General features: G+C 65.8%; 26 protein-coding genes and 2 pseudogenes. 10 read left to right on the top strand and 18 right to left on the bottom strand.

What is annotated here, in order from left to right; translation table 11 throughout:
* Positions 1 to 96: 96 nt before the first annotated feature.
* The 8 genes from QFZ69_RS02435 to QFZ69_RS02400 are packed head-to-tail and all read right to left on the bottom strand — an operon-like array spanning position 97 to position 6,511.
* Positions 97 to 795 carry a GntR family transcriptional regulator gene (locus tag QFZ69_RS02435; RefSeq protein WP_306915411.1) on the bottom strand — a complete coding sequence of 233 codons (699 nt, stop codon included), beginning with the start codon at positions 793 to 795 and terminating at the stop codon, positions 97 to 99.
* A gap of 36 nt (positions 796 to 831) precedes the next feature.
* Positions 832 to 1,722 carry an NAD(P)-dependent oxidoreductase gene (locus QFZ69_RS02430; protein WP_306915410.1) on the bottom strand — a complete coding sequence of 297 codons (891 nt, stop codon included), beginning with the start codon at positions 1,720 to 1,722 and terminating at the stop codon, positions 832 to 834.
* Entirely contained in the window at positions 1,719 to 2,123 is a 405-nt protein-coding gene (pcaC, locus tag QFZ69_RS02425; protein WP_306915408.1) for a 4-carboxymuconolactone decarboxylase, read from the bottom strand. The genes QFZ69_RS02430 and pcaC overlap by 4 nt, the downstream gene beginning before the upstream one ends.
* 2 nt (positions 2,124 to 2,125) lie before the next feature.
* The gene (locus tag QFZ69_RS02420) at positions 2,126 to 2,530 is read right to left on the bottom strand and encodes a cupin domain-containing protein (RefSeq protein WP_306915407.1); all 405 of its coding nucleotides are present in this window, start codon (positions 2,528 to 2,530) and stop codon (positions 2,126 to 2,128) included.
* Entirely contained in the window at positions 2,527 to 3,474 is a 948-nt protein-coding gene (locus tag QFZ69_RS02415) for an NAD(P)-dependent oxidoreductase (RefSeq protein ID WP_306915405.1), read from the bottom strand. Before QFZ69_RS02415 ends, QFZ69_RS02420 begins: the two co-directional genes overlap by 4 nt.
* Positions 3,471 to 4,328: an SDR family NAD(P)-dependent oxidoreductase gene (locus QFZ69_RS02410; RefSeq protein WP_306915403.1), complete on the bottom strand. Its 858-nt coding sequence runs from the start codon at positions 4,326 to 4,328 to the stop codon at positions 3,471 to 3,473. Before QFZ69_RS02410 ends, QFZ69_RS02415 begins: the two co-directional genes overlap by 4 nt.
* On the bottom strand, positions 4,325 to 5,143 hold the full coding sequence (locus QFZ69_RS02405; protein WP_306915401.1) for an N-acyl homoserine lactonase family protein: 819 nt from the start codon (positions 5,141 to 5,143) through the stop codon (positions 4,325 to 4,327). The genes QFZ69_RS02410 and QFZ69_RS02405 overlap by 4 nt, the downstream gene beginning before the upstream one ends.
* Positions 5,144 to 5,158: 15 nt before the next feature.
* Positions 5,159 to 6,511 (bottom strand): MFS transporter, encoded by a 1,353-nt coding sequence (locus QFZ69_RS02400; RefSeq protein WP_306915399.1) that lies wholly within the window; start codon positions 6,509 to 6,511, stop codon positions 5,159 to 5,161.
* 464 nt (positions 6,512 to 6,975) lie between these two features.
* On the opposite strand from QFZ69_RS02400, the gene QFZ69_RS02395 reads away from it, so the two are divergent.
* From QFZ69_RS02395 to QFZ69_RS02375, 5 genes are all read left to right on the top strand, one after another.
* On the top strand, positions 6,976 to 7,800 hold the full coding sequence (locus QFZ69_RS02395; protein WP_306999881.1) for an IclR family transcriptional regulator: 825 nt from the start codon (positions 6,976 to 6,978) through the stop codon (positions 7,798 to 7,800).
* A gap of 103 nt (positions 7,801 to 7,903) precedes the next feature.
* Complete coding sequence (locus QFZ69_RS02390; protein ID WP_306915396.1) at positions 7,904 to 9,244, top strand: MFS transporter; 1,341 nt, start codon at positions 7,904 to 7,906, stop codon at positions 9,242 to 9,244.
* On the top strand, positions 9,244 to 10,290 hold the full coding sequence (locus QFZ69_RS02385) for a zinc-binding dehydrogenase (RefSeq protein ID WP_306915395.1): 1,047 nt from the start codon (positions 9,244 to 9,246) through the stop codon (positions 10,288 to 10,290). Before QFZ69_RS02390 ends, QFZ69_RS02385 begins: the two co-directional genes overlap by 1 nt.
* Positions 10,287 to 11,468, top strand: a complete 1,182-nt coding sequence (gene rhmD / locus QFZ69_RS02380; RefSeq protein ID WP_306915392.1) for an L-rhamnonate dehydratase — start codon at positions 10,287 to 10,289, stop codon at positions 11,466 to 11,468. Before QFZ69_RS02385 ends, rhmD begins: the two co-directional genes overlap by 4 nt.
* 46 nt (positions 11,469 to 11,514) lie before the next feature.
* The gene (locus QFZ69_RS02375) at positions 11,515 to 12,369 is read left to right on the top strand and encodes a fumarylacetoacetate hydrolase family protein (RefSeq protein WP_306915391.1); all 855 of its coding nucleotides are present in this window, start codon (positions 11,515 to 11,517) and stop codon (positions 12,367 to 12,369) included.
* A 96-nt stretch (positions 12,370 to 12,465) separates the two neighbouring features.
* Here the strand turns inward: QFZ69_RS02375 and QFZ69_RS02370 are convergent, their stop codons facing one another.
* From QFZ69_RS02370 to QFZ69_RS02350, 5 genes and pseudogenes are all read right to left on the bottom strand, one after another.
* Positions 12,466 to 13,485, bottom strand: coding sequence for a cytochrome d ubiquinol oxidase subunit II (locus tag QFZ69_RS02370; protein ID WP_306915390.1), 1,020 nt, complete (start codon positions 13,483 to 13,485; stop codon positions 12,466 to 12,468).
* Between the two features lie 10 nt (positions 13,486 to 13,495).
* On the bottom strand, positions 13,496 to 14,860 hold the full coding sequence (locus QFZ69_RS02365) for a cytochrome ubiquinol oxidase subunit I (protein ID WP_306915389.1): 1,365 nt from the start codon (positions 14,858 to 14,860) through the stop codon (positions 13,496 to 13,498).
* Between the two features lie 115 nt (positions 14,861 to 14,975).
* Positions 14,976 to 15,959, bottom strand: coding sequence for an LssY C-terminal domain-containing protein (locus QFZ69_RS02360; RefSeq protein ID WP_306915388.1), 984 nt, complete (start codon positions 15,957 to 15,959; stop codon positions 14,976 to 14,978).
* Between the two features lie 156 nt (positions 15,960 to 16,115).
* Positions 16,116 to 16,292, bottom strand: a complete 177-nt coding sequence (locus tag QFZ69_RS02355; RefSeq protein WP_306915387.1) for a CsbD family protein — start codon at positions 16,290 to 16,292, stop codon at positions 16,116 to 16,118.
* Between the two features lie 177 nt (positions 16,293 to 16,469).
* Positions 16,470 to 16,747 (bottom strand): annotated as a pseudogene (locus tag QFZ69_RS02350) (SDR family oxidoreductase); the annotation flags it as partial.
* Positions 16,748 to 16,770: 23 nt separating this feature from the next.
* Between QFZ69_RS02350 and QFZ69_RS02345 the strand changes: the two are divergent.
* Positions 16,771 to 16,986: pseudogene (locus QFZ69_RS02345) on the top strand (substrate-binding domain-containing protein); the annotation flags it as partial.
* A 36-nt stretch (positions 16,987 to 17,022) separates the two neighbouring features.
* Here the strand turns inward: QFZ69_RS02345 and galK are convergent.
* Both galK and galT read right to left on the bottom strand, forming a co-directional pair.
* Positions 17,023 to 18,195, bottom strand: a complete 1,173-nt coding sequence (gene galK, locus QFZ69_RS02340; protein WP_306915385.1) for a galactokinase — start codon at positions 18,193 to 18,195, stop codon at positions 17,023 to 17,025.
* The gene (galT, locus tag QFZ69_RS02335; protein WP_306915383.1) at positions 18,192 to 19,358 is read right to left on the bottom strand and encodes a galactose-1-phosphate uridylyltransferase; all 1,167 of its coding nucleotides are present in this window, start codon (positions 19,356 to 19,358) and stop codon (positions 18,192 to 18,194) included. Before galT ends, galK begins: the two co-directional genes overlap by 4 nt.
* A gap of 166 nt (positions 19,359 to 19,524) precedes the next feature.
* On the opposite strand from galT, the gene QFZ69_RS02330 reads away from it, so the two are divergent.
* The gene (locus QFZ69_RS02330; RefSeq protein WP_306915381.1) at positions 19,525 to 20,325 is read left to right on the top strand and encodes a DeoR/GlpR family DNA-binding transcription regulator; all 801 of its coding nucleotides are present in this window, start codon (positions 19,525 to 19,527) and stop codon (positions 20,323 to 20,325) included.
* A gap of 101 nt (positions 20,326 to 20,426) precedes the next feature.
* The gene (locus tag QFZ69_RS02325; protein WP_306915379.1) at positions 20,427 to 21,044 is read left to right on the top strand and encodes a DedA family protein; all 618 of its coding nucleotides are present in this window, start codon (positions 20,427 to 20,429) and stop codon (positions 21,042 to 21,044) included.
* Positions 21,045 to 21,161: 117 nt separating this feature from the next.
* On the opposite strand, the gene QFZ69_RS02320 is transcribed toward QFZ69_RS02325, so the two are convergent.
* Both QFZ69_RS02320 and QFZ69_RS02315 read right to left on the bottom strand, forming a co-directional pair.
* Positions 21,162 to 21,659: an SRPBCC domain-containing protein gene (locus QFZ69_RS02320; protein WP_306915378.1), complete on the bottom strand. Its 498-nt coding sequence runs from the start codon at positions 21,657 to 21,659 to the stop codon at positions 21,162 to 21,164.
* Between the two features lie 20 nt (positions 21,660 to 21,679).
* Positions 21,680 to 22,024, bottom strand: coding sequence for a metalloregulator ArsR/SmtB family transcription factor (locus QFZ69_RS02315; RefSeq protein ID WP_306915376.1), 345 nt, complete (start codon positions 22,022 to 22,024; stop codon positions 21,680 to 21,682).
* 131 nt (positions 22,025 to 22,155) lie between these two features.
* On the opposite strand from QFZ69_RS02315, the gene QFZ69_RS02310 reads away from it, so the two are divergent.
* Positions 22,156 to 23,094 carry a glycosyltransferase family 9 protein gene (locus QFZ69_RS02310; protein WP_306915374.1) on the top strand — a complete coding sequence of 313 codons (939 nt, stop codon included), beginning with the start codon at positions 22,156 to 22,158 and terminating at the stop codon, positions 23,092 to 23,094.
* Between the two features lie 163 nt (positions 23,095 to 23,257).
* Positions 23,258 to 24,388 carry a glycosyltransferase family 9 protein gene (locus tag QFZ69_RS02305; RefSeq protein ID WP_306915372.1) on the top strand — a complete coding sequence of 377 codons (1,131 nt, stop codon included), beginning with the start codon at positions 23,258 to 23,260 and terminating at the stop codon, positions 24,386 to 24,388.
* Positions 24,389 to 24,400: 12 nt separating this feature from the next.
* Here QFZ69_RS02305 and QFZ69_RS02300 read toward each other — a convergent pair whose 3' ends face one another.
* Positions 24,401 to 24,598 (bottom strand): hypothetical protein, encoded by a 198-nt coding sequence (locus QFZ69_RS02300; protein WP_306915371.1) that lies wholly within the window; start codon positions 24,596 to 24,598, stop codon positions 24,401 to 24,403.
* Positions 24,599 to 24,765: the final 167 nt, after the last annotated feature.

Here is a 24,765-nt window from a genome sequence, read left to right as displayed (position 1 = left end):
GAATGGGTCGGGAGCCCACGGATTTACCGCGGCTGACCCGTTTCGGGCAGGGCGAAGCAACTCGCGTTGCTCCGGTGTTTGGTACGCGTAGGTGAGCTAGTCGTCGAAATCGGCAAGGGCGGTGCGTGCGGCACGGCGGACGTGGGCCGCGTAGAGGGCGGTGGCCAGCGGCACATCCCGTTTAGCGACGGCCGCGACGATCGCCTCCATCTCTTCGACGGCTTCGAGGGCGCGGCCAGGGTGGGAGAGGGAAGCCGCGCGCAGTACATGCACGCGGGCCTGGATCTGCTCGATGAGCTGCCGCAACGGTTCGCTGCGGGCGCCCGCAATCAACACGGCGTAGATGCCATCCTTAGCCGCGAGCACCGCCCGCATATCATCGATGTGCTTTTCCGTCACATTGCGGTAGTGCGCAGTGGCCGTGCGGAGGTTGTCGAGCTCCGGGTCCGTTCCGCGTTCGATGAACCGCTGGACAATAAGCGACTCCAGGGTTGCACGCACCTCGTAGAGGTCCTCGGCCTCCGAGCGTGTGGGCCGGCTGACAATCGCGCCTTTCTGGGGAACAACGGTCACCAGCCCCTCAGAGGAAAGTTCGCGGATAGCTTCCCGGACGGTGGTCCTGGAGACACCGAGTTGCTCCATCAGCTCCCGCTCCACGAGGCGCTGGCCGGGTTTGAGCTGAAGCCCGGTGATGGCGCTCCGGAGCCGGTCCGCCACTTGTTCGCGCACCGGCGCGGCCACGCGTCCCAGGGGCTCGGAGGCCCATGAGTCGGCCAACGAATTGATCACGGTCATCGTGTTCCTTCTTCCTGTGCGCGGATCTGCGCAATCCTACCGGTGGCTCACTGCGGACTCTCGTGAAGTCGCAGCCACCCATCGGGCAATTTCTGTATGGTCGGCGTTGTCCGGCAGTTCCGCTGCCGCTTCCTCCCAGAGCTGGACTGCGGCGTGGCTGAGCCGCGAAGCGGCGTGGACCTGGTCGGCGAGGTCGACTGCGATCTTCATGTCCTTGAGCATCAGCTTCAGGGCGAAGCCCGAGTTGTAGGTGCCGGGGAGGATGAAGTTGGGCCATTTGTTCTCGGTCGAGCCGCTCTTGCCGCTCGAGCCATTGACGATCTGCAAAAGGAGCTCCGGGTCAACCCCGAAGCTTTGCCCGGCCAGGATCGCCTCGCTGCTGACCAGCAGGTGGGTGGCGGACATAAGGTTGTTCAGTGCCTTCGCCGCGTGGCCCGCGCCCACGGTCCCGGCACGCTTGACTGTTCCGAAACAGTCCAGGATGACAGAGGCCTCTGCCAGGTCTTCGTCAGTTCCGCCTGCCATTATGGTCAGCGCTCCATTTTCCGCCCCTTTTACGCCTCCGGATACGGGGGCGTCGACGAAGCGGATGCCTTTCTGCCGCAGGATTTGGTCGAGCGCCCTGCTGCGAAGCGGTTCGCTTGAGCTCATGTCGATGACCAGGGTTTCGGCAGCCAGCCCGGCGTTCACTTCGGGACTCCTGATGACACCCTCGACGACGTCGGAGTTGGGCAGCATCAGGATGACGGCGGACGCGCCGCCCACGGCTTCCGCCGGCGAGGTGCAGCTGGTGCCTCCTGCCTCCGTCAGCCTGTCCCTTGCCTGCTCGGAGACGTCGAATCCCCTCACGGTGTGGCCTGCCGCCAGCAGTCGCTGCGCCATCGGGGTGCCCATGTTGCCGAGGCCAATAAAGGCGATTGTGGTCATATCGTCTCGCTCACCTTCAGCTCATTGAGCACCGTCTCGGCGATCCGGAACGACTCCAGGGCAGCGGGGACCCCGACGTATATGGCTGTCTGCATAAGTACCTCCTGGATTTCCTGCTCCGAGACACCGTTGTTGATGGCGCCGCGGACGTGGACCCCGAGTTCATGGGGCCGGTTTAAGGCGGTGAGCATCGCGAGGTTGATCATGCTGCGGCTCCGGCGGTCAAGGCCTTCGCGGGTCCAGACGGCGCCCCAGCAGTACTCGGTGACCAGTTCCTGGATGGGTCGGCTGAACTCGGACACCTGTCCGAGGGATCGCTCCACATGGCTTGCGCCAAGGACCTCCTTGCGGGTGGCCAGTCCCTCTTCGTACGTGCTGGCGCGGGTGTCTTTGCTGTCCATGGTTATTCCTTCCGGAGGTCTGCGGTCTTGGTGTAGTCGGATTCCTCGACCGGTTCGGCCCAATTGGTCTGGCCTAGGGAGATCGCGGTGTGCGTCATGAAGGAGTCCGCTGCGGCTCCGTGCCAGTGGCGTTCCCCCGGCGGACACCACACGGTATCGCCGGCGTTGAGCACGCGGGGGTTATCTTCTCCCTCTGCCTGGATGAGACCGCGCCCGGCCAGCACCTGGAGGATCTGGCCGCTTTCGTGGTGGTGCCAGTACGTCCTGGCGCCAGGGGTGAAGTTGACGGTGTTGATGGTGACGCCGTCTGTGGACGCCATCGTCAGGTATGGGAAAGCGGTGCCGCTGAATTGCGAACCGGCCTTGCCTGCCGTGCCGTCCTGTACGGGTCCATTGATGATCCTCATGGCTGCTCCTTCGCTGCGTGCGGGTCTTCGGGTACGTCGGGGCCGGCGGGAGCGGGGTCGAAGAGCCGGACGCCGCCGGAGACATCGCCGATGGCATCGACGACGGTGTTGCTGATCTGCTCGGCGTAGCCGAGGGCATTGGCCAGGCCGAAACTCGCCAGCGGCCCGGCGGAATTGGGGCTTGCCACACCGAGGTCCCCGGCCAGTTCGACGTAGGCCAACACGTCCTTCATCATCAGGGCGTTGGTGAGGCCGCCCTTGAGGTAGTCCCCCCTGATGATCTTCGGGAACCTGTTCAGCGACGCGAAGCTGACTCCTGAGCTGTTGTTAATGACGTCCAGCAGCACCTCCAGGTCCAGGCCGGCCTTCTTGCCGGCGACCATGGCTTCCGCCGTTGCGGACAGGGTGATGGCGTTCAGGAAGTTGTTGATGAGCTTGGTCGTGTGGCCCGCCCCTGATGCACCGGTGTAGAAGATCTTGCTGGAGAAGAGCTCCAGCGCCGGCCGGGCAAGCTCAAGAACGCTCTCCTCGCCGCCCACCATCAGCACCAACTGGCCTTTTTCTGCGGCGGCGGCTCCGCCGGAAATGCCAGCGTCCAAGTAGTTCGCGCCTGCGGCCAGCACCTTACCGGCAATCATGCGGGTGGAGGCGGGGGCGGACGTGCTCAGGTCGACGACGATCTGGCCGTCCCGGAGGTGCTCCAGGACGCCGCCGTCACCGAGCATCACGGCCTCCACGACCGCACTCTTGGGAAGGGAGAGGAGGATGATGTCCGAGCCGCCAACCACGTCCGCCGCGCTTCCGGCGGGGGTGGCGCCGGCGGCGGAGGCATTTGCCGCGACGGGGTCATAGCCGAGCACGTCTTGTCCGGCCTTGGTGATGCAGGTGGCCATGCGGCCGCCCATGTTGCCGAGGCCAATAAACCCGATACGGAGTTCGCTCATTGTCCTGTCCTTTGGAAGTCGTTGCCGTAGATGGCCTCGTCCACGCTGGCGGTGTCCCAGGCCCCGGCGCCGCCGCTGGGCCGGACGGTGTTCACAATGGAGGCACCGCCGTCGGCCGCGATCACCTGGCCGGTCACGTACGCGGAGTCGTCGCTCAGCAGGAACGCCACGACGCCGGCGATTTCCTCGGCGGTGCCGGCCCGGCGCAACGGGGTGGTGCTGGCGCGCTGCTCCATGTCGTTCTTGCCCCCACTGGTGGTTGCGGCGGCGGCGAAGAGTTCGGTGGGCACGATTCCGGGCGCCACCGCGTTGACCCGGATCCCCAGCGGGCCGCCGTAGACGGATCCGCCGTGGACCAGTCCCACGACGGCGTGTTTGGAGGTGTGGTATGCCAGCAGGTCCGCCGCCCCGGTGAGGCTCGCGATGGACGCCGTGATGGCGATGTTGCCGCCGGTGCCTTGCGCGGCGAACTGCCGGAAGGCCGCCCGCATGCCCAGGAACTGCCCGCGGACGTTGACGTTCATGACCCGGTCGAAATCCTCCACCTCGACGTCCGGCAGGGCCGCGAATTTTCCGAAGATCCCGGCGTTGAGGTGGTGCAGGTCCACCCGGCCGAAGGCGTCGAGCGCCTTCGACATGTAGCGGTGGACGTCGGCCTCCCGCGCCACGTCGGCCGCCACGGCGATGGACCGGGTGGGCAGGGATTGGGCCACGGCGGCGGCGGCGGAGGCGTTGATGTCGACGACAACGACGTGCGCGCCCTCCGCGGCGAGCCGCCAGGCGGAGGCTTTGCCCAGGCCGCCGGCCGCGCCGGTAACGACGGCCACTTTGCCATCAAAGCGCTGAATGGTCATGACTGTTCTTCCTTTCTGCCGATGGTTGCTGCCAGTCCCGCCAGGGGGCCGTCCGTGACGGGGGTGAACCGCTCCAGTGTGGAGGGATCGTGGCCTGTCACGAGGTGGCTGGCTGTCGTATCCATCAGCTGCCGGATGGTGTCGAACGCGGCGTACATTTCCCGCACGTCATTGACGAACATGAACGGCAGGTCCTGTTCAAATTCCTCGTAGTAGTGGATGGCATCGGAGGCGAGCACCACCTGGCCCTCGGTGGTTTGCACGGTGACGATCGACTGGCCCGGGGTGTGGCCGCCGACGCGTGTGATGCGGATGCCGGGGGCAACGGGGTAGTCGTCGTCGAAGGTAGTGATCCTGCCCTCCCCCGCCGCCCGCTTCAGGTAGTCCAGTTCCTCGGTTTCTATCGAGTGCTGGAACTGCTTGCGGGCGGCGAAGCTGCTGAGCCAGAAATCGAGTTCAGAGCCGGCCATGATGATGTTCGATTCCGGGAACAGATCCAGGTTACCGATGTGGTCGTAGTGCGCATGAGTGACCACCACCTGCGGCGCGTCTCCGGGATCCACGCCCAGCGCCGCAAATGCCGCCGCCGGCTCGATCAGGAATGTGCGGTTCCGCACCTCCCCGCCGTGCCGGGAGAATCCGGTGTCGACGACGACGGTACGTTGCCCGTTGCGGATCACCCAGAAGAAGTAATCCATGTCCACAGGCTCATCAGCCGCTTTGTAGATGTGGAAGTTCAGGTACACGTCACTCTTCACTGTGGATCGGGTACCGAACTTCACAATGCTGACTTGATACGTATCGCTGTTCGTCATGCTCGTAATCCTCGCTTAGGCAGTGACTTTGTCAGGCTCGACCGGCCCGGGTGTCTTCGCGTGCCAGTGGATCTCGTCGCTGAAGATATCCTGCTTGCTGCTCTCCGGGAGCCACTTGAGCAGCACCAACAGGGCGATCAGCGCGATGAAGACCTGGTAGAAGGCCGGGGCGATGGGGCTGCCGGTGCTGGAGGCCAGGAACGCGCCGATGTAGGGGCCCGGGCCGGCGATGAAAGCGAGCGCAATATTGAAGCCAATCGCACTGCCCGTGGCCCGGGTGGACGCCGGGAAGAGCTCTACGAGCATGACCACCGTGGTGACCGAGACAAGGCACTGCGTTGCGCCCAGGAGGACCAGGCCGAGGATGATGAGTGCCGGGTTAGCCGTGCTCATCAACAAGAACACCGGAACCGGCAGGAGCACATATCCCAAGGTGCCCACGAGGTTCGGGATGCGCCGCCCATACTTGTCCGAGATGATGCCTGCGATGGGGCAGAAGATCATGTAGATGAGCAGGCCGATTGCGCTGAGCATCAGTGCGTTGGGGCGTTGGATCTTGAGGGTCACTTCGAGGTAGTTCACCACGTAGGTCGCCAGGTAGTAGTAGCCAAGGCCCTGGACTGCCGCGAAACAAATGGTCAGGCCGACGGCCTTCATGTTGCGCTTGAGCTTCGGCGCAGGAGCCGCGGACGATTCGCGGGTCTTTTTGATTTCCTTGAAGACTGGCGTGTCGTCCAGCCGCAGCCGGACGAAGAGCCCTACCAGCGCCAGGGGAGCGGCAGCCCAGAAGGGGATCCGCCAGCCGAAGTCCATAAGTTGTTCTTTGGTCAGGATGTTGTTGAGCCAGAGGGCGAATCCGCTGCCGGCGACGGTGGCCAGGGCTGCCGTTGCCGAAATAACGCTGGCATAGGTGGCCCGGCGGTTGCGGGGGGCTCCTTCAATCAGGAAGGCAGCTGACCCAGTCCACTCTCCGCCGGCGGAAAGCCCCTGGATGCAGCGCAGGAACACCAGCAACAGCGGAGCGGCGACACCAATGGCCGCGTAAGTTGGAATGAATCCGATCATCGTGGTGGCCAGGCCCATTGCCAGGACCGAGAAGCTCAGGGCCGCGCGGCGGCCGTACTTGTCACCAATCGGCCCCAGGATGAACCCGCCGAGCGGCCGCATGAGGAAGCCGACTGCAAAAACGCCCAGGGATGACAGGAGGGACACCACGGGGCTCTGGTCCGCGAAGAAAAGCTGGCCGATGATGACGGCGAAAAACCCGTACACGGCGAAATCGAACCACTCCATGAAGTTGCCAACGCCGACTGCGAAAGCGGCCTGGCCCAGCTTCTTGTGTTGCATATCAGCTTCATTAATGCTCACTAGTTACCTCCTCGTAACTCCCGATGGAGCGGCCGCTCCATTGCGATGACCGCTGTCCTAAATTGTACGACAATCGTACAGTCCGTCAATAGATGGCGACGGTTTTCTGAATCAGCTACAGCAGCAGTCCCGGCCCCGACTATGCCTTTCCATCCGGCGCTCAGTAGCTCGGCGCGATCGGCAGCCGGATGCACAGATAGTTCCCTGCCCGCTCCTCGGGCAGGGAAGGGAGCTCAGGAGGTGGCCCGCCGCTCCCGCCCCCGCGGCTACTACGGCGACGCCGGAACCAGTTCCGGCGGAGACAGCAGTGGCGGCAGGACGGCGTCGGTAGAGTCTGTGTGCGGTCCGGTCTCGCCCGGAAGCGCCGTCTCAGTCGCCCGTCTACAATTCAAGTATGTGAACAGGTCCGTCACATCACTCGAGCGTAAGCGTCGAGCCGCACGCCCAGATTCCCGGGAGCAGACATGAGTGAAGACCGGGGCAACCCGACCGTTAAATCAGCGGACCGCGCGCTCACGGTGGTCGAATTCGTCGCGGGCAAGGGTTCCGCCAGTTTTACCGAAATCCTCGAGGGCCTTCACCTGCCGCGTTCAAGCGCGCATGGACTGCTGAATACCCTGTGCGCAGCCGGCTGGCTGCACCACAACACGGGGAACAAACAGTATTCACTGGGGCTGCGGGCCTGGCAGGTCGGCCAGTTGTATACCGGCCACCAGACGCTCGCCAACGTCGCGAAGCCGGTAATGGACCGGCTTTCCGCATCGCTCGGGGAGACCGTTCAGCTCGCCCTTCTGGACGGCGTCGAGAACGTGTACATCGCCATCAGCCAGGCGCCCGGCGGCATGCGACTTGGTTCCTCAGTCGGCATGCGCCTGCTGGCGCATGCGACGGGGATCGGCAAGGCCCTGCTCAGCATGCTTGGACCCGACGAGTCCAGACGCCGTCTCGATTCGGTGGCGCTGCCCCGGCTGACCGACAAAACGGTCACCGACGTCGCGGCGTTGGCGGACCTGGTGGCCGCGGCAAAAGCCAACGGGTTCGCGGTCGACGATGAGGAATACCTTGATGGGTGCCGCTGTGTCGCCGTTCCGCTGACAAGTGAGGCGGGAGGCGGCATGCACGCGGCCCTCTCCGTGACAATGCCCACCGCCCGGACCGACGCGGAGTGGCCGGGGAGCATCCTGTGGCCGCTGGTGGCAGCCGCCCAGGAAATCCGCGCCCACCTCGGAGTGCGGGAACCGCACATTGTGGTTCCCGTTCCGGACAGGGACGCCGCGCGCTCCGCGTAACGCGCCTCCGGGCCCCTTGCCACTCGCTGTGACCTGTGCCATACTCGCTTTGTTCACGCTTGTGAACAAGAATTCATAATCGTGAACTCAACGAGGAGTTAGAGTGCCCAACCAAGTGACGGCTCCCACCAGCGAAGCGCTGGCGCCGATTGTCAGCCGGGTTACACGCCGGCTCATTCCAGTTCTTCTGCTGATGTACATCCTGGCGTTCCTTGATCGCGCCAACCTCGGCTTTGCCAAGGCCGCCTTTCAGGCTGACACCGGTCTCTCGGACGCCGCCTATGCCCTTGGGGCCGGCATCTTCTTCCTCGGCTACGCTGCCTTGGAAGTCCCCAGCAACATCCTGATGCGCAAACTCGGCGCGAAGATCTGGCTGGCGCGAATCATGATCAGCTGGGGCATCGTCTCGGCGTTGATGATGTTCGCCCAGACCGAATGGACCTTCTACATCCTCCGCGTGCTGCTCGGCATCACCGAGGCAGGATTCTTCCCCGGCGTCATTCTGTACCTGACCTACTGGATCCCCACCCAGTTCCGCGGCCGCGTCAACGGTCTGTTCTACTTCGGCGCGCCACTCGCCTTCATCTTCGGCGGTCCCCTCTCCGGCATGCTCCTGGACCTGGACGGGCTGGGAGGCCTGCAGGGCTGGCAGCTGATGTTCCTGGTCACCGGCGCCCTGACCGTCGCCGTCGGGATCTGGGCGTTCTCCTACCTCGACAACGGCCCGGCGGACGCCAAATGGCTCGACGACAGTGAGCGGACCACCCTGGTGGCGGCCCTGGACGCTGAAGACCAGGTCAAGGCCGACCACTCCCCCAAGGGTGCCCTGCATGCACTGACCAACCCGAAGGTCCTCTACTTCTGCCTCATCTACTTCACCATCCAGATGAGCGTCTATGGCGTCACGTTTTACCTGCCCACCCAGATCGCCAAGCTCGTGGGAGCGAAGGTGGGTCTCGGCGTCGGCCTGATGACGGCGGTGCCGTGGGGCATCGCGATCATCGCCACTTTCCTGCTCAGCCGGCTGGCGGACAAGACCGGGAAGCGCCGCCTCGTGGCCACCGCATCCCTCGCCGCAGCCTCGCTCGGCATCTTTGCCTCAGCCCTCACCGACAACCCCGCCATGGGCCTGGCCGCCCTGTCCCTGGGCGCTGCCGGGTTCATCTCGGTACAGCCGGTGTTCTGGACACTGCCCACCGGGATGCTCGTAGGTGCCGCCGCCGCGGGCGGAATCGCGCTCATCAACTCGATTGGAAGCCTCGGCGGCTTCGTGGCACCGATCGCCAAGACCTGGGCCGAGGCGTCCTTCGGTCCGAACGCCGGCCTGTTCCTGCTCGCCATCACGGCCTTCCTTGGCGCCGTCCTGCTCTTCAACAGCCACCGGGTCAGTAAGATCACTGACGGCACTCCGCTGGCCCAGCCCATCGCCGAAAAGGTGCACTGATGCGGGTACTCGAACTGAAAGATTTCCGCCAACTCGTGGTGACGGATCGTGAAGAACCCGCTGCCGGCCCCGGCCAAGTCCTCATCGACGTGGTTGCCACGGGCATCTGCGGGTCCGACATTCACGGCTACACCGGAGAGAACGGACGCCGCGTGCCGGGCCAGGTCATGGGCCACGAGACTGTCGGGCACATCGCCGCCCTCGGTCCCGGGACAGACCGCTTCGGCTTCGCGGTGGGGCAGCCTGTCACCTTCAACCCGCTGATCAGCTGCACCGCCTGCGAGGCGTGCACGGCCGGCCAGCAGCAGCATTGTCCGGAGCGGACCGTGATCGGGGTGAACCCGGCCATCGTGTCGGCCTTCGCCGAGCAGGTCGCCGTGCCCGCAGACAACGTCGTGGTGCTTTCGGCTGAAACGCCGATCGTCTACGGCGCCCTGATCGAGCCGCTCGCGGTTGCCTTCCATGCCGTCCGCCGCGCGCGGATCGGACAGGGCCACAAGGTGCTCGTGATCGGCGGCGGCCCAATCGGACAATCCGTCATCCTCGCAGCGCTGCAGGAAGGCGCCGCCAGCGTGCTTGTGTCGGAAATGGATCCCGCCCGGCGCGCCCTCTGCGAACGGCTCGGCGCCACCGCGCTCGATCCCACTGCCGCTCCGCTGGACCAGCAGGTCCGGGCGGCTCTTGGTACTCTCGCCGACACCACAGTAGATGCCGTCGGCATCAAGCCCACCATTGCCAGCGCCCTCGACGCCACGAAGTTCGGCGGCGTCGTCTCGCTGGTCGGCATGGGCTCGCCGGAGCTGGCGTTCAGCGCATACCGTGTTTCCACCGAGGAAAGGGAAATCGTGGGTAGCTTCTGCTACAACAACCAGGACTTCCGCGACGCAGCAGCGTGGGTGGATCAGGGATCCCCGGTCCTGGCAGAACTCATCAGCCGTGAAGTTTCCATGGAGGACGCCGACGCGGCCTTCGCCGGGCTCGCCGCCGCGGACGGCACCGCCGGCAAAGTATTGGTCCGCCTCGATTCAGCAAGGAACAGCAATTGAGCATCGAAAACCGAATCCGTCAGGTTCGCGCCTACACACTCCGTGGCGGCGGCGCCGACTACCACGACCAGGACGCAGGCCACTGGATCGATGACCACATCGCGACCCCGATGTCCGTCTATCCCGAGTACCGTCAGTCCCGCCAGAGCTTCGGAATCAACGTCCTCGGCACATTGGTGGTAGAGATCGAGGCCGACGACGGCACCGTCGGTTTCGCCGTCACAACCGCCGGCGAGCTGGGCGCCTTCATCGTGGAGAAGCACCTAGCCCGATTCGTCGAAGGCGCCCGCGTGACGGACATCGAGAAGATCTGGGACCAGATGTACCGGTCCTCGCTTTTCTACGGCCGGAAGGGCGTGGTCCTCAACGCCATCAGCGCGGTGGACCTTGCACTGTACGACCTGTTGGGCAAGATCCGGCAGGAACCGGTCTACGCACTCCTCGGCGGGCCGGTCCGCGACGAGCTGACCATGTACGCCACCGGCGCCCGGCCCGACATCGCCAAGGACCTAGGCTTTATCGGCGGCAAGATGCCGCTGCACCACGGCCCGGCCGAGGGTGAGGAAGGTCTGCGGAAGAACCTGGAAATGATCCGGGACATGCGAGAAAAAGTCGGTGACGACTTCTGGCTGATGCTGGATTGCTGGATGGCCCTGGACCTCGACTACGCCACCAGGCTCGCCCATGGCGCCGCGGAATACGGCTTGAAGTGGATCGAAGAGGCCCTTCCTCCGGACGACTACTGGGGATACGCCAAGCTCAAGAAACAGGTCCCGCCGAAAATGCTGGTCACCACCGGCGAACACGAGGCCACCCGGTGGGGCTTCAAGCTGCTCCTGGACATGGAGTGCGCGGACATAATCCAGCCCGACGTCGGTTGGTGCGGAGGCATCACCGAGCTGAGCAAGATCTCGGCCATGGCCGATGCCGCCGGCGCACTGGTCATTCCGCATGGTTCTTCGGTGTACTCGTACCACTTTGTCGTCACGCGGACCAACAGCCCGTTCGCGGAGTTCCTCATGATGCATCCCACCGCCGAGGAAGTGGTGCCCATGTTCTCCCCCATGCTGCTCGGTGAGCCGGTGCCCGTGAACGGCAAGCTCAAGGTCCCGGAAACACCGGGCTTCGGGGTCGAGCTGAACCCGGCGCTGGAAAAGCTGCGGCCATACACCCACTGAGCCCCCCGCCAGCCAACAGATATAACTGCGAACAAGGAACGAATAAATGGAACTCATGCGCTTGGGTGAACCCGGCCAGGAAATCCCGGTAGCCACCGAGAACGGAAAGTACTTCGACCTGCGCTCGGTCACCGCCGACATCGACGGCGAATTCCTGGGCGGCGGCGGCATCGTCAAAGCCCGCGCCGCCCTGAAAGCCGGCTTGCCCGAACTCGAAGGAGCCGGCTCGCTGCGGATCGGCGCGCCCGTCGCCAAACCGGGAGCCGTGCTGTGCATCGGCCAGAATTACGCCGCACACGCTGCGGAATCCGGCGACGCCCCGCCGTCGGTTCCGATCCTGTTCTTCAAACACCCCAATACGGTCGTGGGGGCTTTCGACCACGTCGTGATCCCACCCGGGGCGGAAAAGGTGGACTGGGAGGTGGAACTCGCGGTCGTTATCGGCAAGCGTGCCTCGTACCTCGCGTCCCCGGAGGAGGCACTGGACTATGTGGCCGGCTATGCCGTCAGCAACGATGTCTCCGAACGGGCGTACCAGGTGGAACATTCGGGGGGGCAGTGGTCCAAGGGCAAGTGCTGCGCCACGTTCAATCCCCTCGGCCCGGCTTTGGTTCCGGCCGAGGAAGTTGGCGATCCGCAGCAGCTCCGCTTGCGATCCGCAGTCAACGGCGAGACCAGGCAGGACTCCAACACCTCGGACATGATCTTTTCCGTGGCCCACATCATCTGGAACCTTTCCCAGTACCTCGTGCTGGACCCGGGTGACATCATCAACACCGGCACGCCGAAGGGCGTCGCGCTCTCCGGCAAGTTCCCGTACTTGCGCGAAGGGGACAGCATGGAAATCTCCATCGCAAAGCTGGGCCGCCAGGAGCAGAAACTGGTCGCCTTCCAACCGTAGGGTCACCCTGCTGCGGGGCCCGTCTGGCTCGCGGTCGCTTTCGTTTATACGGCCCTAGAAACGACAGCAACTGCGGGCCAGTATCGGGACCGGCCCTCACTCGTGGCCCGCAGCCGCCGCATCCCGCTGGTCACGCTGGAAGAGGGCATACAGCCACCAGAGCGAGGGAATGACCAGGATGCCGGCGACAACGATGGCGATGAGATTGGCGCTCAGCACGGATTGGGTTGCTGCCACCTGATCCACCGTCGCGCCGGGCAGGATCTCCGGGTACTGGCCCACGCCCCAGCCCCAGAGCAGGGCGGTCACGGCCAGGGCGGCGGAGAGCCGGACCGCCAGGAACTGCCGCCGCCACATCAGGACCAGCGAGATGACTCCGGCAGCAGCGGAGGCGATGGCAAAAGGCAAGGCCTTGCCGGTGGTCAACTCGCGGAACAGCTGCGGGGCATCCATGCTCAGCACAGCCAGCTCCGCCACGGCCAGGACACCCATAACGGACCCGGCCGCCAGTGCCCTGGACCGGAAGGCGTCCACAAGCGCCGGATCTCCGATCCGCCTCGCGTCCTGGGTCAGGTAGACAGCGGCCAGATAAGCAGTGGTGCCGATTGCAAACAGGCCGCTGACCATTGAGGTGGGATTCACCCAGCTCCAGATCGGATGGCCGCCGGCAATCCCGGGGGGAACCCGGTCCGAGGCTAGGGCCCCGGCCACTGTGCCGAGGAAAAACGGTGTCAGCACCGAGGACGCCGCGAACGTGGCGCCGAAGAGGCGCTGCTGCCACAGTTCGGTGCTGACCTTGCGGAACGCGAACGCAGAGCCGCGGGCAATGATGCCGAGGGCGGCGAGGGTCAGGGGGATGTAGAGGGTGGAGGAGATGGCGGCAAAAACTGACGGCATGCCGGTCCAGGCCAGGACGATGACGAAGATGAGCCACACGTGATTGGCTTCCCAGATCGGCCCGATGGAGTGCTCGATCAGGTTCCGTTGCGGGCGCCCGGCCTCGGCCCGGCCTGCCACCAGGTCCCAGAACCCGCCGCCGAAGTCCGCCCCGCCGAACAGGGCGTATGCGGTGAGGCAAATCCACATGGCTGCGAGGAGGATCTCTGCGAGCGGCATGGCGGCGGCCTCAGGTGATCCGGTAGCCGGAGACGTCGGATTCCTGCGGGGCTACCGGGATCGCGATATCCCGCGCCAGCCTCCGCAGGACATAGACGGTGGCGACCGTCAGCACAGCGTAGACAACTGCAACCAGCAGGAATCCGTAAAGCAGCCCCGGAGCCGGATTGACCGCCTCGGAGGTACGCAGTACCCCGAAGACGATCCACGGCTGCCGGCCCACCTCCGTCACTACCCAGCCGGCCTCCAGTGCCAGCACGGCCAGCACCCCCGAAGCGCTCGCTGCCCGGAGGAACCATGCCGAACGCGGGAGGGCTTTATGCCGTTTCCAGGCGACGGCCAGCCAAACGGACAGGGCCAGGAGCGCAAACCCTGCGCCCACCATCACCTGGAAGGCCAGGTGCACGAGGTTCACCGGCGGCCGTTCATCCTCCGGAACCTCGTTCAGGCCCATGATCTCGGCATTCGGGTCGAAGTGTGCCAGCAAGGACAGCCCGTGGGGGATCTCCAGGGCGTATTGCATCTCATCGCCAATCACGACGCCGCCGATATGCAGGGGCGCACCGCGCTGTGTCTCAAAGATTCCCTCCATGGCGGCCAGCTTGACCGGCTGGTTGTCGGCCACGAAGTGCGCGGACCAGTCGCCCACGCCGATCTGTACCGGCGTGATGAGGGCTGCTACGGCAAAGGGAAGCAGAAATCCCAGCGTGTGATAGCGGTCCCGGCGCCCCCGCAGCAGGGCGACGGCGTAGACGCTCGCCATGCCGAAGCCCGCGACCATGAAGGCTGCCAGGATCATATGCACCGACTGCGAGGGGGTGGCGGGATTGAACATGGCCGCAACCGGGTCCACGGCGATGATCCGGCCGTTCTCGACATCGAACCCGGTGGGTTGTTGCATCCAGGCGTTGGCCGTGACCACGAAAAAGGCGCTGGCGACTCCGGCAACAAGCACCGGGACGGCGCTCAGCAGGTGGAGCCGGGGAGAAAGCCTGTCCCAGGCGTAGAGGTAGATGCCGAGGAAGATCGCCTCGATGAAAAAGGCGATCCCTTCCAGGGTGAACGGCAGCCCAATCACCTCCCCGTAGACTCCCATCAGCCCGGGCCAGAGCAGCCCCATTTCGAAAGACAGGATGGTTCCGGAGACCGCTCCGACGGCGAACAGGACGCCCATCGCCTTCGCCCAGCGCCGGGCCAGCAGCGCATAGTTGGGGTCCCCGGTGCGGTGGCCGCGCCATTCCGCCAGGACCGTGATGGCGGGCATGCCCACACCGAAGCAGGCAATAATGATGTGCCATCCGAGGGACAGCGCCATTTGCATTCGGGCGGCCATCAAGTCAACCGGCTGAACGTCCAGAGCCGTTTCCAGCAGCATCGGCATCGCCTTCAACTCCGCTTCACAAGGAAACCGACAAGAATTTGCTTTTCACCGTACGCCCGTCGTTGGGCGGAGACTAGAGCGGAGACTAGAGCGGGGACTAGAGCGGGCGCTAAGGCCGTCGCGGAATTGGCGTTCCCCTGCCGTGGGGGCCGCCGCTTGCTTTCGGGGCGCCTTGCGGGAGCAGATCGATGATTGGCAGATGGCCGTCGGTGCGGATCGCGTCTCCCCCGCCGTTGCGGTGGTGGTAGCCGGAGAAGAAGTGCTTGATGACGTGGACGGATTCCACCGAGCGCGCTTTTCGCAGCGTTTCAATGATGAAGTCGCGTTCCTCATCGGTACCATCGGCGATCTTATGCGTGATCTGGAATGTGAAGAGCGAGAGTCCCACCCGCTTGTCGTAGGTGCCCGCGCCCACCCAGTCAACGGCGAACCCGCCCGGAAGCTTCCAGCCTTCCGGGCATTTCCAGAACCGCACGTGGTGGCGCTTGCGCGGGTTTCCGTCGATTTCCCGTTGGAAGGCCATATCCTGCTTCTTCCCGAAAACGTACAGGGAGCTCACGGGCGCCTGCGGGTAGCTCCTGCCCGAGAGCGTGGAGGTCAGGGTGCGCCACGCGGTGGCGGGAGTGATCGGGTCGGCCTCGGTCCAGCCTGCCGCGGTCATGGCCTCGCGCAGTTCGCGCTCGGGCCCGATGACGGCCAGGTTCACCGGGTCGCCGAGCACGCCGTCGCCGGTGCGGGCACGCCCGATGAAGTAATCCGGAATGTAGAGGCTGCTGAGGATCTTATGGATGCGGGGCAGGAGCGCATAAGCACCAATCAGCCACACCGGCAGGAACACCCACAGCTGCTCGGGGCCCCGGGCAAGCCGGGCAAGCAGGAAGTAATAGACGGCCCAGCCGACGGCGACGGTGATCAGCACGTAGAGCAGGCGCTGCACGACGGCGACGACGGTGGCCCAGCGGCTGCTCCAGCGCGCCCTGGCACTGGGCTGCCTCGAATGATCCGGCTCCTGCGCGGGCAGCCCCGCCGGAGGGCGCGAGGCTGGGGCAGGACCGCCCGGACCGTCCCCTTCGGCGGCTGCCGCGTCGGCCATTCCGTCTCCTCCCCGGGCTGGTGGATTGCATTTCTGCGGCAGGATCCGCCGGCTGCACCGACACCAGGATATGGCGGTCCAGCGTCCCGGCCTAAGCAATAAGGTGCGGCTCCCTGGAGCCGCACCTTATGCCCAAATGTCTGTCAGTCCCTGGCGTCAGTCCTTCTTGAAGGCGTCTTTGACTTTCTCGCCGGCCTGCTTGAGGTCTGCCTTGACCTGGTCGCCCTTGCCTTCGGCCTTCAGGCGGTCATCATCGGTCGCTTCTCCAGCGGCTTCTTTGCTCTTGCCGCCAAGCTTCTCGGCCGTGTTGTCGATCTTGTCATCCAAACCCATGGCATTTCTCCTTGTGGTCCGCTGCCCGCCGGCGTACACCGGCGGCTGACAACTCCATCCTAATCTCGCCGGGCGTCGCGTCCAATGGCAGGAAGGACGACGACGGCGGGAACCACCCGCCGTCGTTCTCCGCATCCTCGGCTGGCGATGGCGCCGTCAGGACCGGACGCCGCTCCGCTACAGGACGGACCAGCCGCCGTCGGAGGCGAGGATAGCACCGTTGACGTTGGTGCCGTCCTCGCTGAGCAGGAAGGTGATGGAGCGGCCAGCTGCGCGGCGGTGGCGGGCGTGGGCACGGTGGCCTGCATCAGCGGGCCGAGGCGTTCGGCCGCCAGCTGGGAGCCCCAGTTGACGACGATGCCGGTGATGGTGGGCCCGGGGGCTACGGCGTTGAAGCGCAGTCCCTTCGGCCCGTACATCACCGCCGAGTTCTTGGTCAGGCCCACGACGGCGTGCGGCCAGGTTATGCACGTGCCGAATCGGCCACGGCCACACCAACATCGCCCTCGTCATGGGAACGAATACGGCCAACGACTTCGACCGGCGTGAGCAGGGCTGGCTGCAGGCACTCGAAGACGCGGGGCTGCCCGAAGGCCAGATTGTCCGCGGACCGTTCACCCGCGAGGGCGGCTACACCGCCGGCCGCAGGCTGCTCGCCTCCGCCAACCGGCCCACGGTCGTCTTTGCCAGTTCCTGCGGCTGCGCCGCTCCGGCGGCCTAGCTTCGTTCCTCATCGGATGCGTTCCGCTCCCGCTGCCGGCGTGACGGTGAAGATATCGGGCCTGGTGAATCCTGCCTCCGCAAAGGCGCGGACGACTGCGTCGCGGACCTGCTGCTCGTCCTGCACCGGAGTCAGGGCGATGGCCGAGCCGCCGAAGCCGCCGCCGGTCATGCGGGCGCCGATGGCGCCGTGGGCGCGGGCCGTGTCCACGGCGAGGTCGAGCTCCGGGCAGGAGATCTCGAAGTCGTCCCGCATGGAGACGTGGCTGGCATCGAGGAACCGGCCGATGTGCGCCGGGCCCTGGTTCCGGAGCGTGTCCACGGTCAGCAGCACCCGATCGTTCTCGGTGACGATGTGGCGGACCCGCCGGAACGTCACCGGATCAAGCAGGCCGCGGGCTTCTTCAAGGTCGGCGACGGCGACATCACGCAAGGCCCTGACGCCGAGGACGTCCGCGCCGAGCTCGCAGGAGGCGCGGCGGGAAGCATAGCCTCCGTCGGCATGGGAGTGCGAGACCTTCGTGTCGACGACGAGCAACAGGAGACCGGCCTCCTGGGCCTCGAACGGGACAAGTTGCACGGCCTGGTCCCTGCAGTCGAGGAAGACGGCCTGCCCGGCGGCCCCGCGCAGGGAGGCCGACTGATCCATGATCCCGGTCGGAGCGCCGACGAAGGCGTTTTCCGCCTGCTGGGTCAGCCGGACCATGTCCTCCGCCGAAAGCCCTGCCCCGGTGAGTTCGTTCAGGGCCGTGATGACGGCGCACTCAATCGCGTGTGAGGAGGACAATCCCGCGCCGAGGGGCACGTCGGAGTCGAGCAGGAGGTCGAAGCCGGAAACCTCGAGGCCGTGCTGCTGCAAAGCCCAGACCACGCCGAGGGGGTACTTGGCCCAGCCTTTGACGGTGCCCGGCTCAAGGTCTGCGGCGTCGGCCTGGACCAGGCCCTGATCGCCGAAGGTGGAAAGCAGCCGGACTGTAGAGTCGCCGCGGAGCCGGAGCGCCGTCGTCGCCCGCTTGTCGATGGCGAAAGGCAGCACGAAGCCCTCGTTGTAGTCCGTGTGCTCGCCGATCAGATTCACCCTGCCGGGGGCGGCCCAGACGCCGTTCGGGGCCGCCCCGAAGGTAGCCTCGAAACGGTCCGCCAGGTTGGCCGGTCCGGCGCCGGTGCGTGGTGTCGGCTTCATGCGGGAGCGCCTTCGGGGGCCAGAGTGGCGGGAGTCAGGGTTGCGGGAGTCGCGACGCCGGCCGGTTCGCCGGCCACTTCGCGCAGCCGGGCCGCGACGGATTCGGGCGTGGTGTCGTTGATGAAGGCGCCCATGGCGGCTTCGGACCCGGCCAGGTACTTGAGCTTGTCGGCGGCGCGGCGGGGCGAGGTCAGCTGGAGCTGCAGCTGGCCGGCGCGGCGCATGGCCGGGTCCAGCGGAGCCTGGTGCCAGGCCGCGATGTACGGGGTGGGCGTCGGGTACAGTGCGTCGAAACGCTTGAGCAGTTCCGGGTAAAGGTCCGCCAGTTCGTCGCGTTCCGCCCCGTTCAGCGCGGCCAGGTCCGGGACCTGGCGGTGCGGGACCAGGTGGACTTCCAACGGCCAGCGCGCGGCAAAGGGAACGTAGGCGCTGAAATGTTCGCCCTCGAGGACCATGCGGCTGCCGTCGCTGCGCTCGGCCCGGAGCAGGGATGAGGTGAGCGTTTGCGTGCCGTCCGAGTTGTCGAAATACTTGCCGGCCGCGGCGGCCAGGACCGCGGCGCGGGGCGTCACGTAGGGGTAGGCGTAAATCTGCCCGTGCGGGTGGTGCAGGGTGACGCCGATTTCGGCTCCGCGGTTTTCGAACGGGAAGACCTGCCCGATGCCGGGCAGGTCGCTGAGGGCCGCGGTCCGGTGGGCCCAGGCGTCGATCACCGTCCGGGTGCGCTGCCAGCCCAGGCCGGCGAAGGATCCGGTGTGCTCCGGGGTGAAGGCCACGACTTCGCAGCGGCCCACCGCAGGGGCTATCGTTCCCCAGGCCGGGGCCGAGGGGATCTCGCTCGTGTCCGGCCCGAGCGAGGGGAAGCGGTTCTCGAAGACGGCCACGTCATAGTTCGGAGCCGGAATCTCGGTCTGGTTGGCCGGTGTGGTTGGACAGATCGGGCACTGATCTACGGGCGGCAGGTGGGTGCGCGACTGCCGGTGCGCGGCGACGGCCACCCATTCCCGGCTGAGCGCATCGAAGCGCAGCTGGCCGGGCTCGGGGCGGGCGGGCAGTTTGCGGTGGTCCACCAGGGAATCCGCGGGTCGTTCGGGCGAGCCTGCGTCATCAAAGTAGAGGATCTCCCGGCCGTCGGCCAGCCTGGTCATCGTGGTTCGCGTCATGTTCTCATTTGTACACTGGAAAACATTTTCAAACAATAGAACACAAAATAAATCACGAAGTTGATGCGTTTGGTGCGCGCGGAAGTTACGATGTGCAGGAGGAAGCCTGCGCAGTCGCCGCTGTCCACTCCGCACATTCCCGCGAGCCCACCACGAAGGACGCAGCATGCTAGCCGCAGCCCGCCATTCCGCCATCATCGCAGAGGTCCAACGTGAACGGATCGTCCGCGTCGCGGACCTCGCCCAGCTGCTGGGCGTGTCCCTGATGACCGTCCGGCGCGACATCGATGCGCTGGATGCCGCCGGCGCCGTGGAGAAGATCCACGGCGGAGCCAAGCTGCCGGGCGGCGCGAGCACCCACGAGCCTGGTTTCGAGCTGAAGGTGACGCAGCTGCAGGAGGAGAAGGCCGCAATCGCGCAGGAGGCAGCCGCCCAGGTGCGCGAGGGCATGGCGGTGGGCCTCAGCGCGGGCACCACCACCTGGGCGCTCGCCCGGCTGCTGTGCGCCGGGCCCCGGATCACGGTGGTCACGAACTCGGTGCGGATTGCGGACGTCTTCCATCAGGGCTCCTCGCCGTCGGCGGTGATCCTCACCGGCGGCGAACGCACGCCCTCGGAGGCGCTGGTGGGGCCGCTGGCGACCTCCGCACTGAAGCAGCTGCACTTGGACGTCCTCTTCCTGGGCGTCCACGGCGTTGATGCCGACGCCGGCTTCACCACGCCGAACGTGCTGGAAGCTGAGACGGACCGCGCCTTTATGGCGGCCGCCCGTCGGGTGGTGGTGCTGGCCGACCACACCAAGTGGGGCACCTTCGGCATCTGCACCATCGCCGGCTTGGAGGAAGCGGACGAACTCATCAGCGACGAGGGGCTGCCCGGCGAGGCCCGCCGGATCCTCGGCGACCGGGTGGGCCGGCTGCGGCTGGCGCCCGCGGGTTCTCCCGCCACCATCGAAGAGGCGGGGTAGGCTTCTGTCGGGACCCGGCCTCGCTCGAGATGGCAAAGGCCAGCAGCAGAAGGTCAGGATCCTGAGGCCGCCGCCCCGGCACAGGCGAAAGAAGCGCTCCCATGACCGAGTTACTCGACAGTCTCCTGAACGTCCCGCCGGCTCTGGCCTACGTGCTCGTGACGTGCCTGGTCTTCGGCGAGGACGCGCTATTCGTGGGGTTCGTTCTGCCCGGAGAGATGGCTGCCGTGCTGGGCGGGGTCATCGCCAGTCGCGGCAATGCCGAGTTGGAGTTGATGATGCTCCTGGTGGTGCTCGCCGCCATCGCTGGAGATTCCGTGGGCTATGCGGTCGGCAAGCATGCCGGTCCCCGGCTCCTTAACCTGCGGGTCTTCCGGAGCAAGCGCAGCGAGTTGGAGGCGGCGCAGGATCTGCTTCGCCGCAGAGGCGGCGCGGCGGTTTTCCTCGGCCGCTTCATAGCGTTTTTCCGTGCCGTCCTACCAGCTTTGGCCGGGGCCGCACACATGCCCTACCGGCGCTTTCTCGCCTTCAATGCTGCTGGGGGCATTGTGTGGGGTTCGGGATTTGTCCTGCTTGGATATCTGGCCGGCAATTCGTACGAGGCCGTCGCCAAGGCCGCCGGGCGCGACATTGCCGTCTTCGTGTTCCTGCTGGCCATAGGTGTCATCGTCACCTGGCGGGTAGGGAAAGGCAGACGGAAGAGACGTGCCAAACGATAGTCACGTTTCACTACAGATCGGCCGCACCCCTCGCCGGGCAGACGGACGACGACGGCGGGAGGTCCCGCCGTCGTCGTCCGTGCTTGCCTGACCAGAGCCCGTTACGGAGCCCTAGGGTCAAGCACGAGAGTGCTCGGCAAGAAGAGCGTCGATCTGGCCGGCGGCCTCCTTCATGCCTTCTTCCATGCCCATCTCGACCATCTTGTTCAGCTGTTCTTCTGACTCGAACGTGGACAGAATGGTCATCCGCGTGCGGGCGCCGATTTCCTCGAGCGTCACCGTGGCATGGGTGATGCCCATGGCCTCAACGGGAGCGCCGTCGTCGTCGGCGAAACCGTCGTCAAACTCGAGATGGGTCGGGGCCTGGACGTCGGTGATTCGCCACCAGCCGCGGGCCTTCTCGCCATTCGGTCCCGTCATGTAGTAGCTGGCCTCGCCGCCGGGGGTGAATTCGTGCCTTTCGAAGGTGGCCGGCCACGTGGGAGGTCCCCACCAGCGCTCAAGCTGCCGCGGGTCTTCCCAGATCTGCCATACTCTCTCAACGCCGGCGTCGAACTCGGCGATGAGGCTGAAGCTCAAGGCCTCGGGATTCTTGGTGGAACTGATAACCGTCATTTCGCAACCCTTCCTATTTTTCAGAGGATGTTTGGCTTTTCAGTGAGGATGTCTGCGATCCGCGCGGCACGCTGCCGCCAGATCGCCTCGTACTCATCGAGCAACCGCCGGGCTCTCTCTAGACCTTCGTGACTGCCCCGCACGATCTGCTCCCTTCCGCGCTTCTCCTTTGTGACCAGGGATGCGCGTTCCAACACCGCCACATGCTTTTGAACGGCGGCAAAACTCATGGCATACAGGGTGGCAAGGCCGGACACCGAATACTCCCCCGCAGTCACCCGGCGCACTATGTCGCGGCGGGTGGCATCGGCGAACGCCTGGAACAGGCGGTCAATGTCGGTCTCACTTCCCTGATCTACAACCATTTGGTTGTACGCTATGCCTGGAGCCGTCGAGTGTCAATAGGACGAGATGCCTGCCGGTACTTCATTGCCAGACAACGGACTACACTCCTCGATCAAGGGGTGAAGTATCTCGAGAACGGGGAGGCGGCCCAGTGCTCGTATCCGAGGACGGCCGGCCGGTGGTGCTGGTGCTGCGGGCGCTGAAGCTCGGCGATCTGCTCGTCGCTGTACCGGCCCTGCATGCCCTGCGCCGGGCTTACCCTGCGCATCGACTTCTCTATGCCGCCCAGGACTGGCTTGTGGACGCACTTGCCCTGGTCGGGGGCTACGAACTGCTCCCCACGCATGGCCTCGACGTCCCGTTGGCCCTGCCGCCGGGGCAGGTGGACATCGCGGTTAATTTGCATGGAAGGGGCCCGGAAAGCGATTCCCGGATCGAAGCCCTCCGGCCGCAACGGGTCATAGCGCATGCCTCCGATGGCCGGCCCGGCCCACTCTGGGAAGACAACATCCATGAGCGTCAGCGGTGGACGCGGCTGCTGCAATGGCACGGTATCGAGGCCGATTCCGGTGACTTCAGGTTGAATCTGCCCCCGGCACGGACGGACCGTCCGTCCGCGACGGTGCTTCACCCCGGGGCCGCGTACGGAAGCCGCCTCTGGCCCGAGGACCGCTTCGCCGAGGTTGCGGCCGAACTGGCGCAGGCCGGCCACGAGGTGGTCTTCACGGGCAGCGCGGCCGAATGGCCGCGCGCTGCCCGGGTTGCCGCCCTCGCGGGCCTCGGCGAGGACGTTGTCCTGGCCGGACAACAGTCCCTCAGCGCGTTCGCGGCCCTCATCGCGGAGTCCAGGCTTGTGGTCTCCGCCGATACCGGCGCCGCCCACCTCGCAACGGCGTACCGGCGTCCTTCCGTGGTGCTCTTTGGCCCGGCCTCCCCCGACCACTGGGGTCCACCGCCAGGACCCCATACCGTCCTGACCAAGGCGGAGTTGCGCCTGGGAGACACTTTCGCGGTGGAACCCGACCCGGCACTTCTCGCCGTTAGGGTCCACGAGGTGCTGGCAGCGGTCAGCGGCCTTGGCCTGCTGTGACCGCGTCCCCGGAATGGACCCCATGGACGCTTCAGGACCGTGCGGTGTTTCAGGACCGCATTGCCGGGTACGGGGTGATGTACAGGCGGCGGTCGCTGCGACGCCGTGGACCCACCGGTGCCGGCGGGGGCCAGGTAAGGAATCAAGCGACGGGAGTCGGATAGTGGACGAGACCACCGCGGAGTTCGGCGGAGCCGAGGTAGTTGGCTGGGGCGTCGGACCGGTCCTGGAGAAGTTGCCCGACGTCGCCAAGATCGCTGTGCTCCGGGGCGGCGGCCTCGGGGATCTCATGTTCGCCCTCCCTGCGGTGGCCGCCCTCGGGGCGGCCTACCCCGATGCCGCCCTGACCCTGCTGGGCACCCCCCTGCATCGTGAACTGCTCCTGAGCACCCACGCTCCCGTGCGGGACGTGCGCATTTTGCCGTTCGCTGAGGGGGTCCGCCCGGGGCCGGAGGACGCCGTCGAAGTTGAACGCTTCTTTGCCGACATGGTCTCGGAGAAGTTCGATCTGGCCATCCAGCTGCACGGCGGCGGCCGGTTTTCCAACCCGTTCCTACTTCGCCTTGGGGCCCGCCACTCCGCGGGGCTCAGAACAGCGGATGCCGCGGATCTGGACCGCTCCGTTCCCTACGTCTACTACCAGCATGAACCCCTCCGCGCCCTTGAGGTGGTGGGACTCGTCGGCGCCCCCCCGATCGAACTGGAGGCCAGGCTCCGGCCGCTGGCGGAGTTTGTGGATCAGGCTGACTTGCTCCTGGGCGAATTGGCCTCCCCGCTCGTTGCCATTCATCCGGGCGCAACGGACCCCCGCCGCAGATGGCCGGCCGGGCTCTTCGGCGAGGTAGCGGCCGCTTGCGCATCGGATGGGTGCAGGGTCGTCGTGGTCGGAGCCAGTGACGACAAGGATCTGGCGTCCCAAGTTGTTGATGCTGCCTGCTCGCGCCAGGTCACATCCCTGGCCGGGGAGCTGGATCTCGGCACCTTGGCAGCCCTGCTGGGGCGTTGCAGCGTGCTGCTGGGCAACGACAGCGGGCCCCGGCATCTTGCCCAGGCTATGGGCACGCCGACCGTGGGGCTTTACTGGGTCGGCAACGTCATCAACGCCGGGCCGCTGGGGCGCAGCCTGCACCGGGCCCACCTGTCCTGGGTTACCCACTGCCCGGACTGCGGAAGCGATGTGACCCAAGTGGGATACACGTCTGTTCGTTGCCCGCACGACGAGTCGCTGCTGGCTTCGATCCGCCCCGAGGACGTCTTGGCGGACGTGCGGTTGTTCACCGCCACCGGAAACTGAATGCCGCTGCCGTCAGGTCTCTTTTTCTGATCCTCCGGTGCCCTCGCCGGTGTCGTGAGCCGCGACGTCCTCTTCCGGTTCGAAACTTGATCCGCCGGGAGTCGAGGTAATCCAGACGCCGTCCTTCGATTTCGGTATCGTGCTTCCACTCCCCGGAGAACTGCTGTTATCCGGGTCCTGCTCCGCCGGAGCCGTTGGGTCCTTGTCCATGGATGTTCCTTCCCTCAGTCCGATGGCAGAGATTTTACGCCCGCGCCGAGCATCCTGCCGCTCCCCTTGGCCCGTTCCGATCATTTACATGCCTCCGGCCCGGGGCTAGATTAGTGGTCCCGGTTGGGAGACTCGCCGGCCGGCAGGACCAAGCGATTCAACATTCA

The organism is Arthrobacter sp. V1I7 (genome assembly GCF_030817015.1).
In the GTDB taxonomy this organism is placed as follows: domain Bacteria; phylum Actinomycetota; class Actinomycetes; order Actinomycetales; family Micrococcaceae; genus Arthrobacter.
The sequence above is the reverse complement of the archived record's forward strand: the minus strand, read 5'-3'. Positions and strand labels throughout refer to the sequence as shown.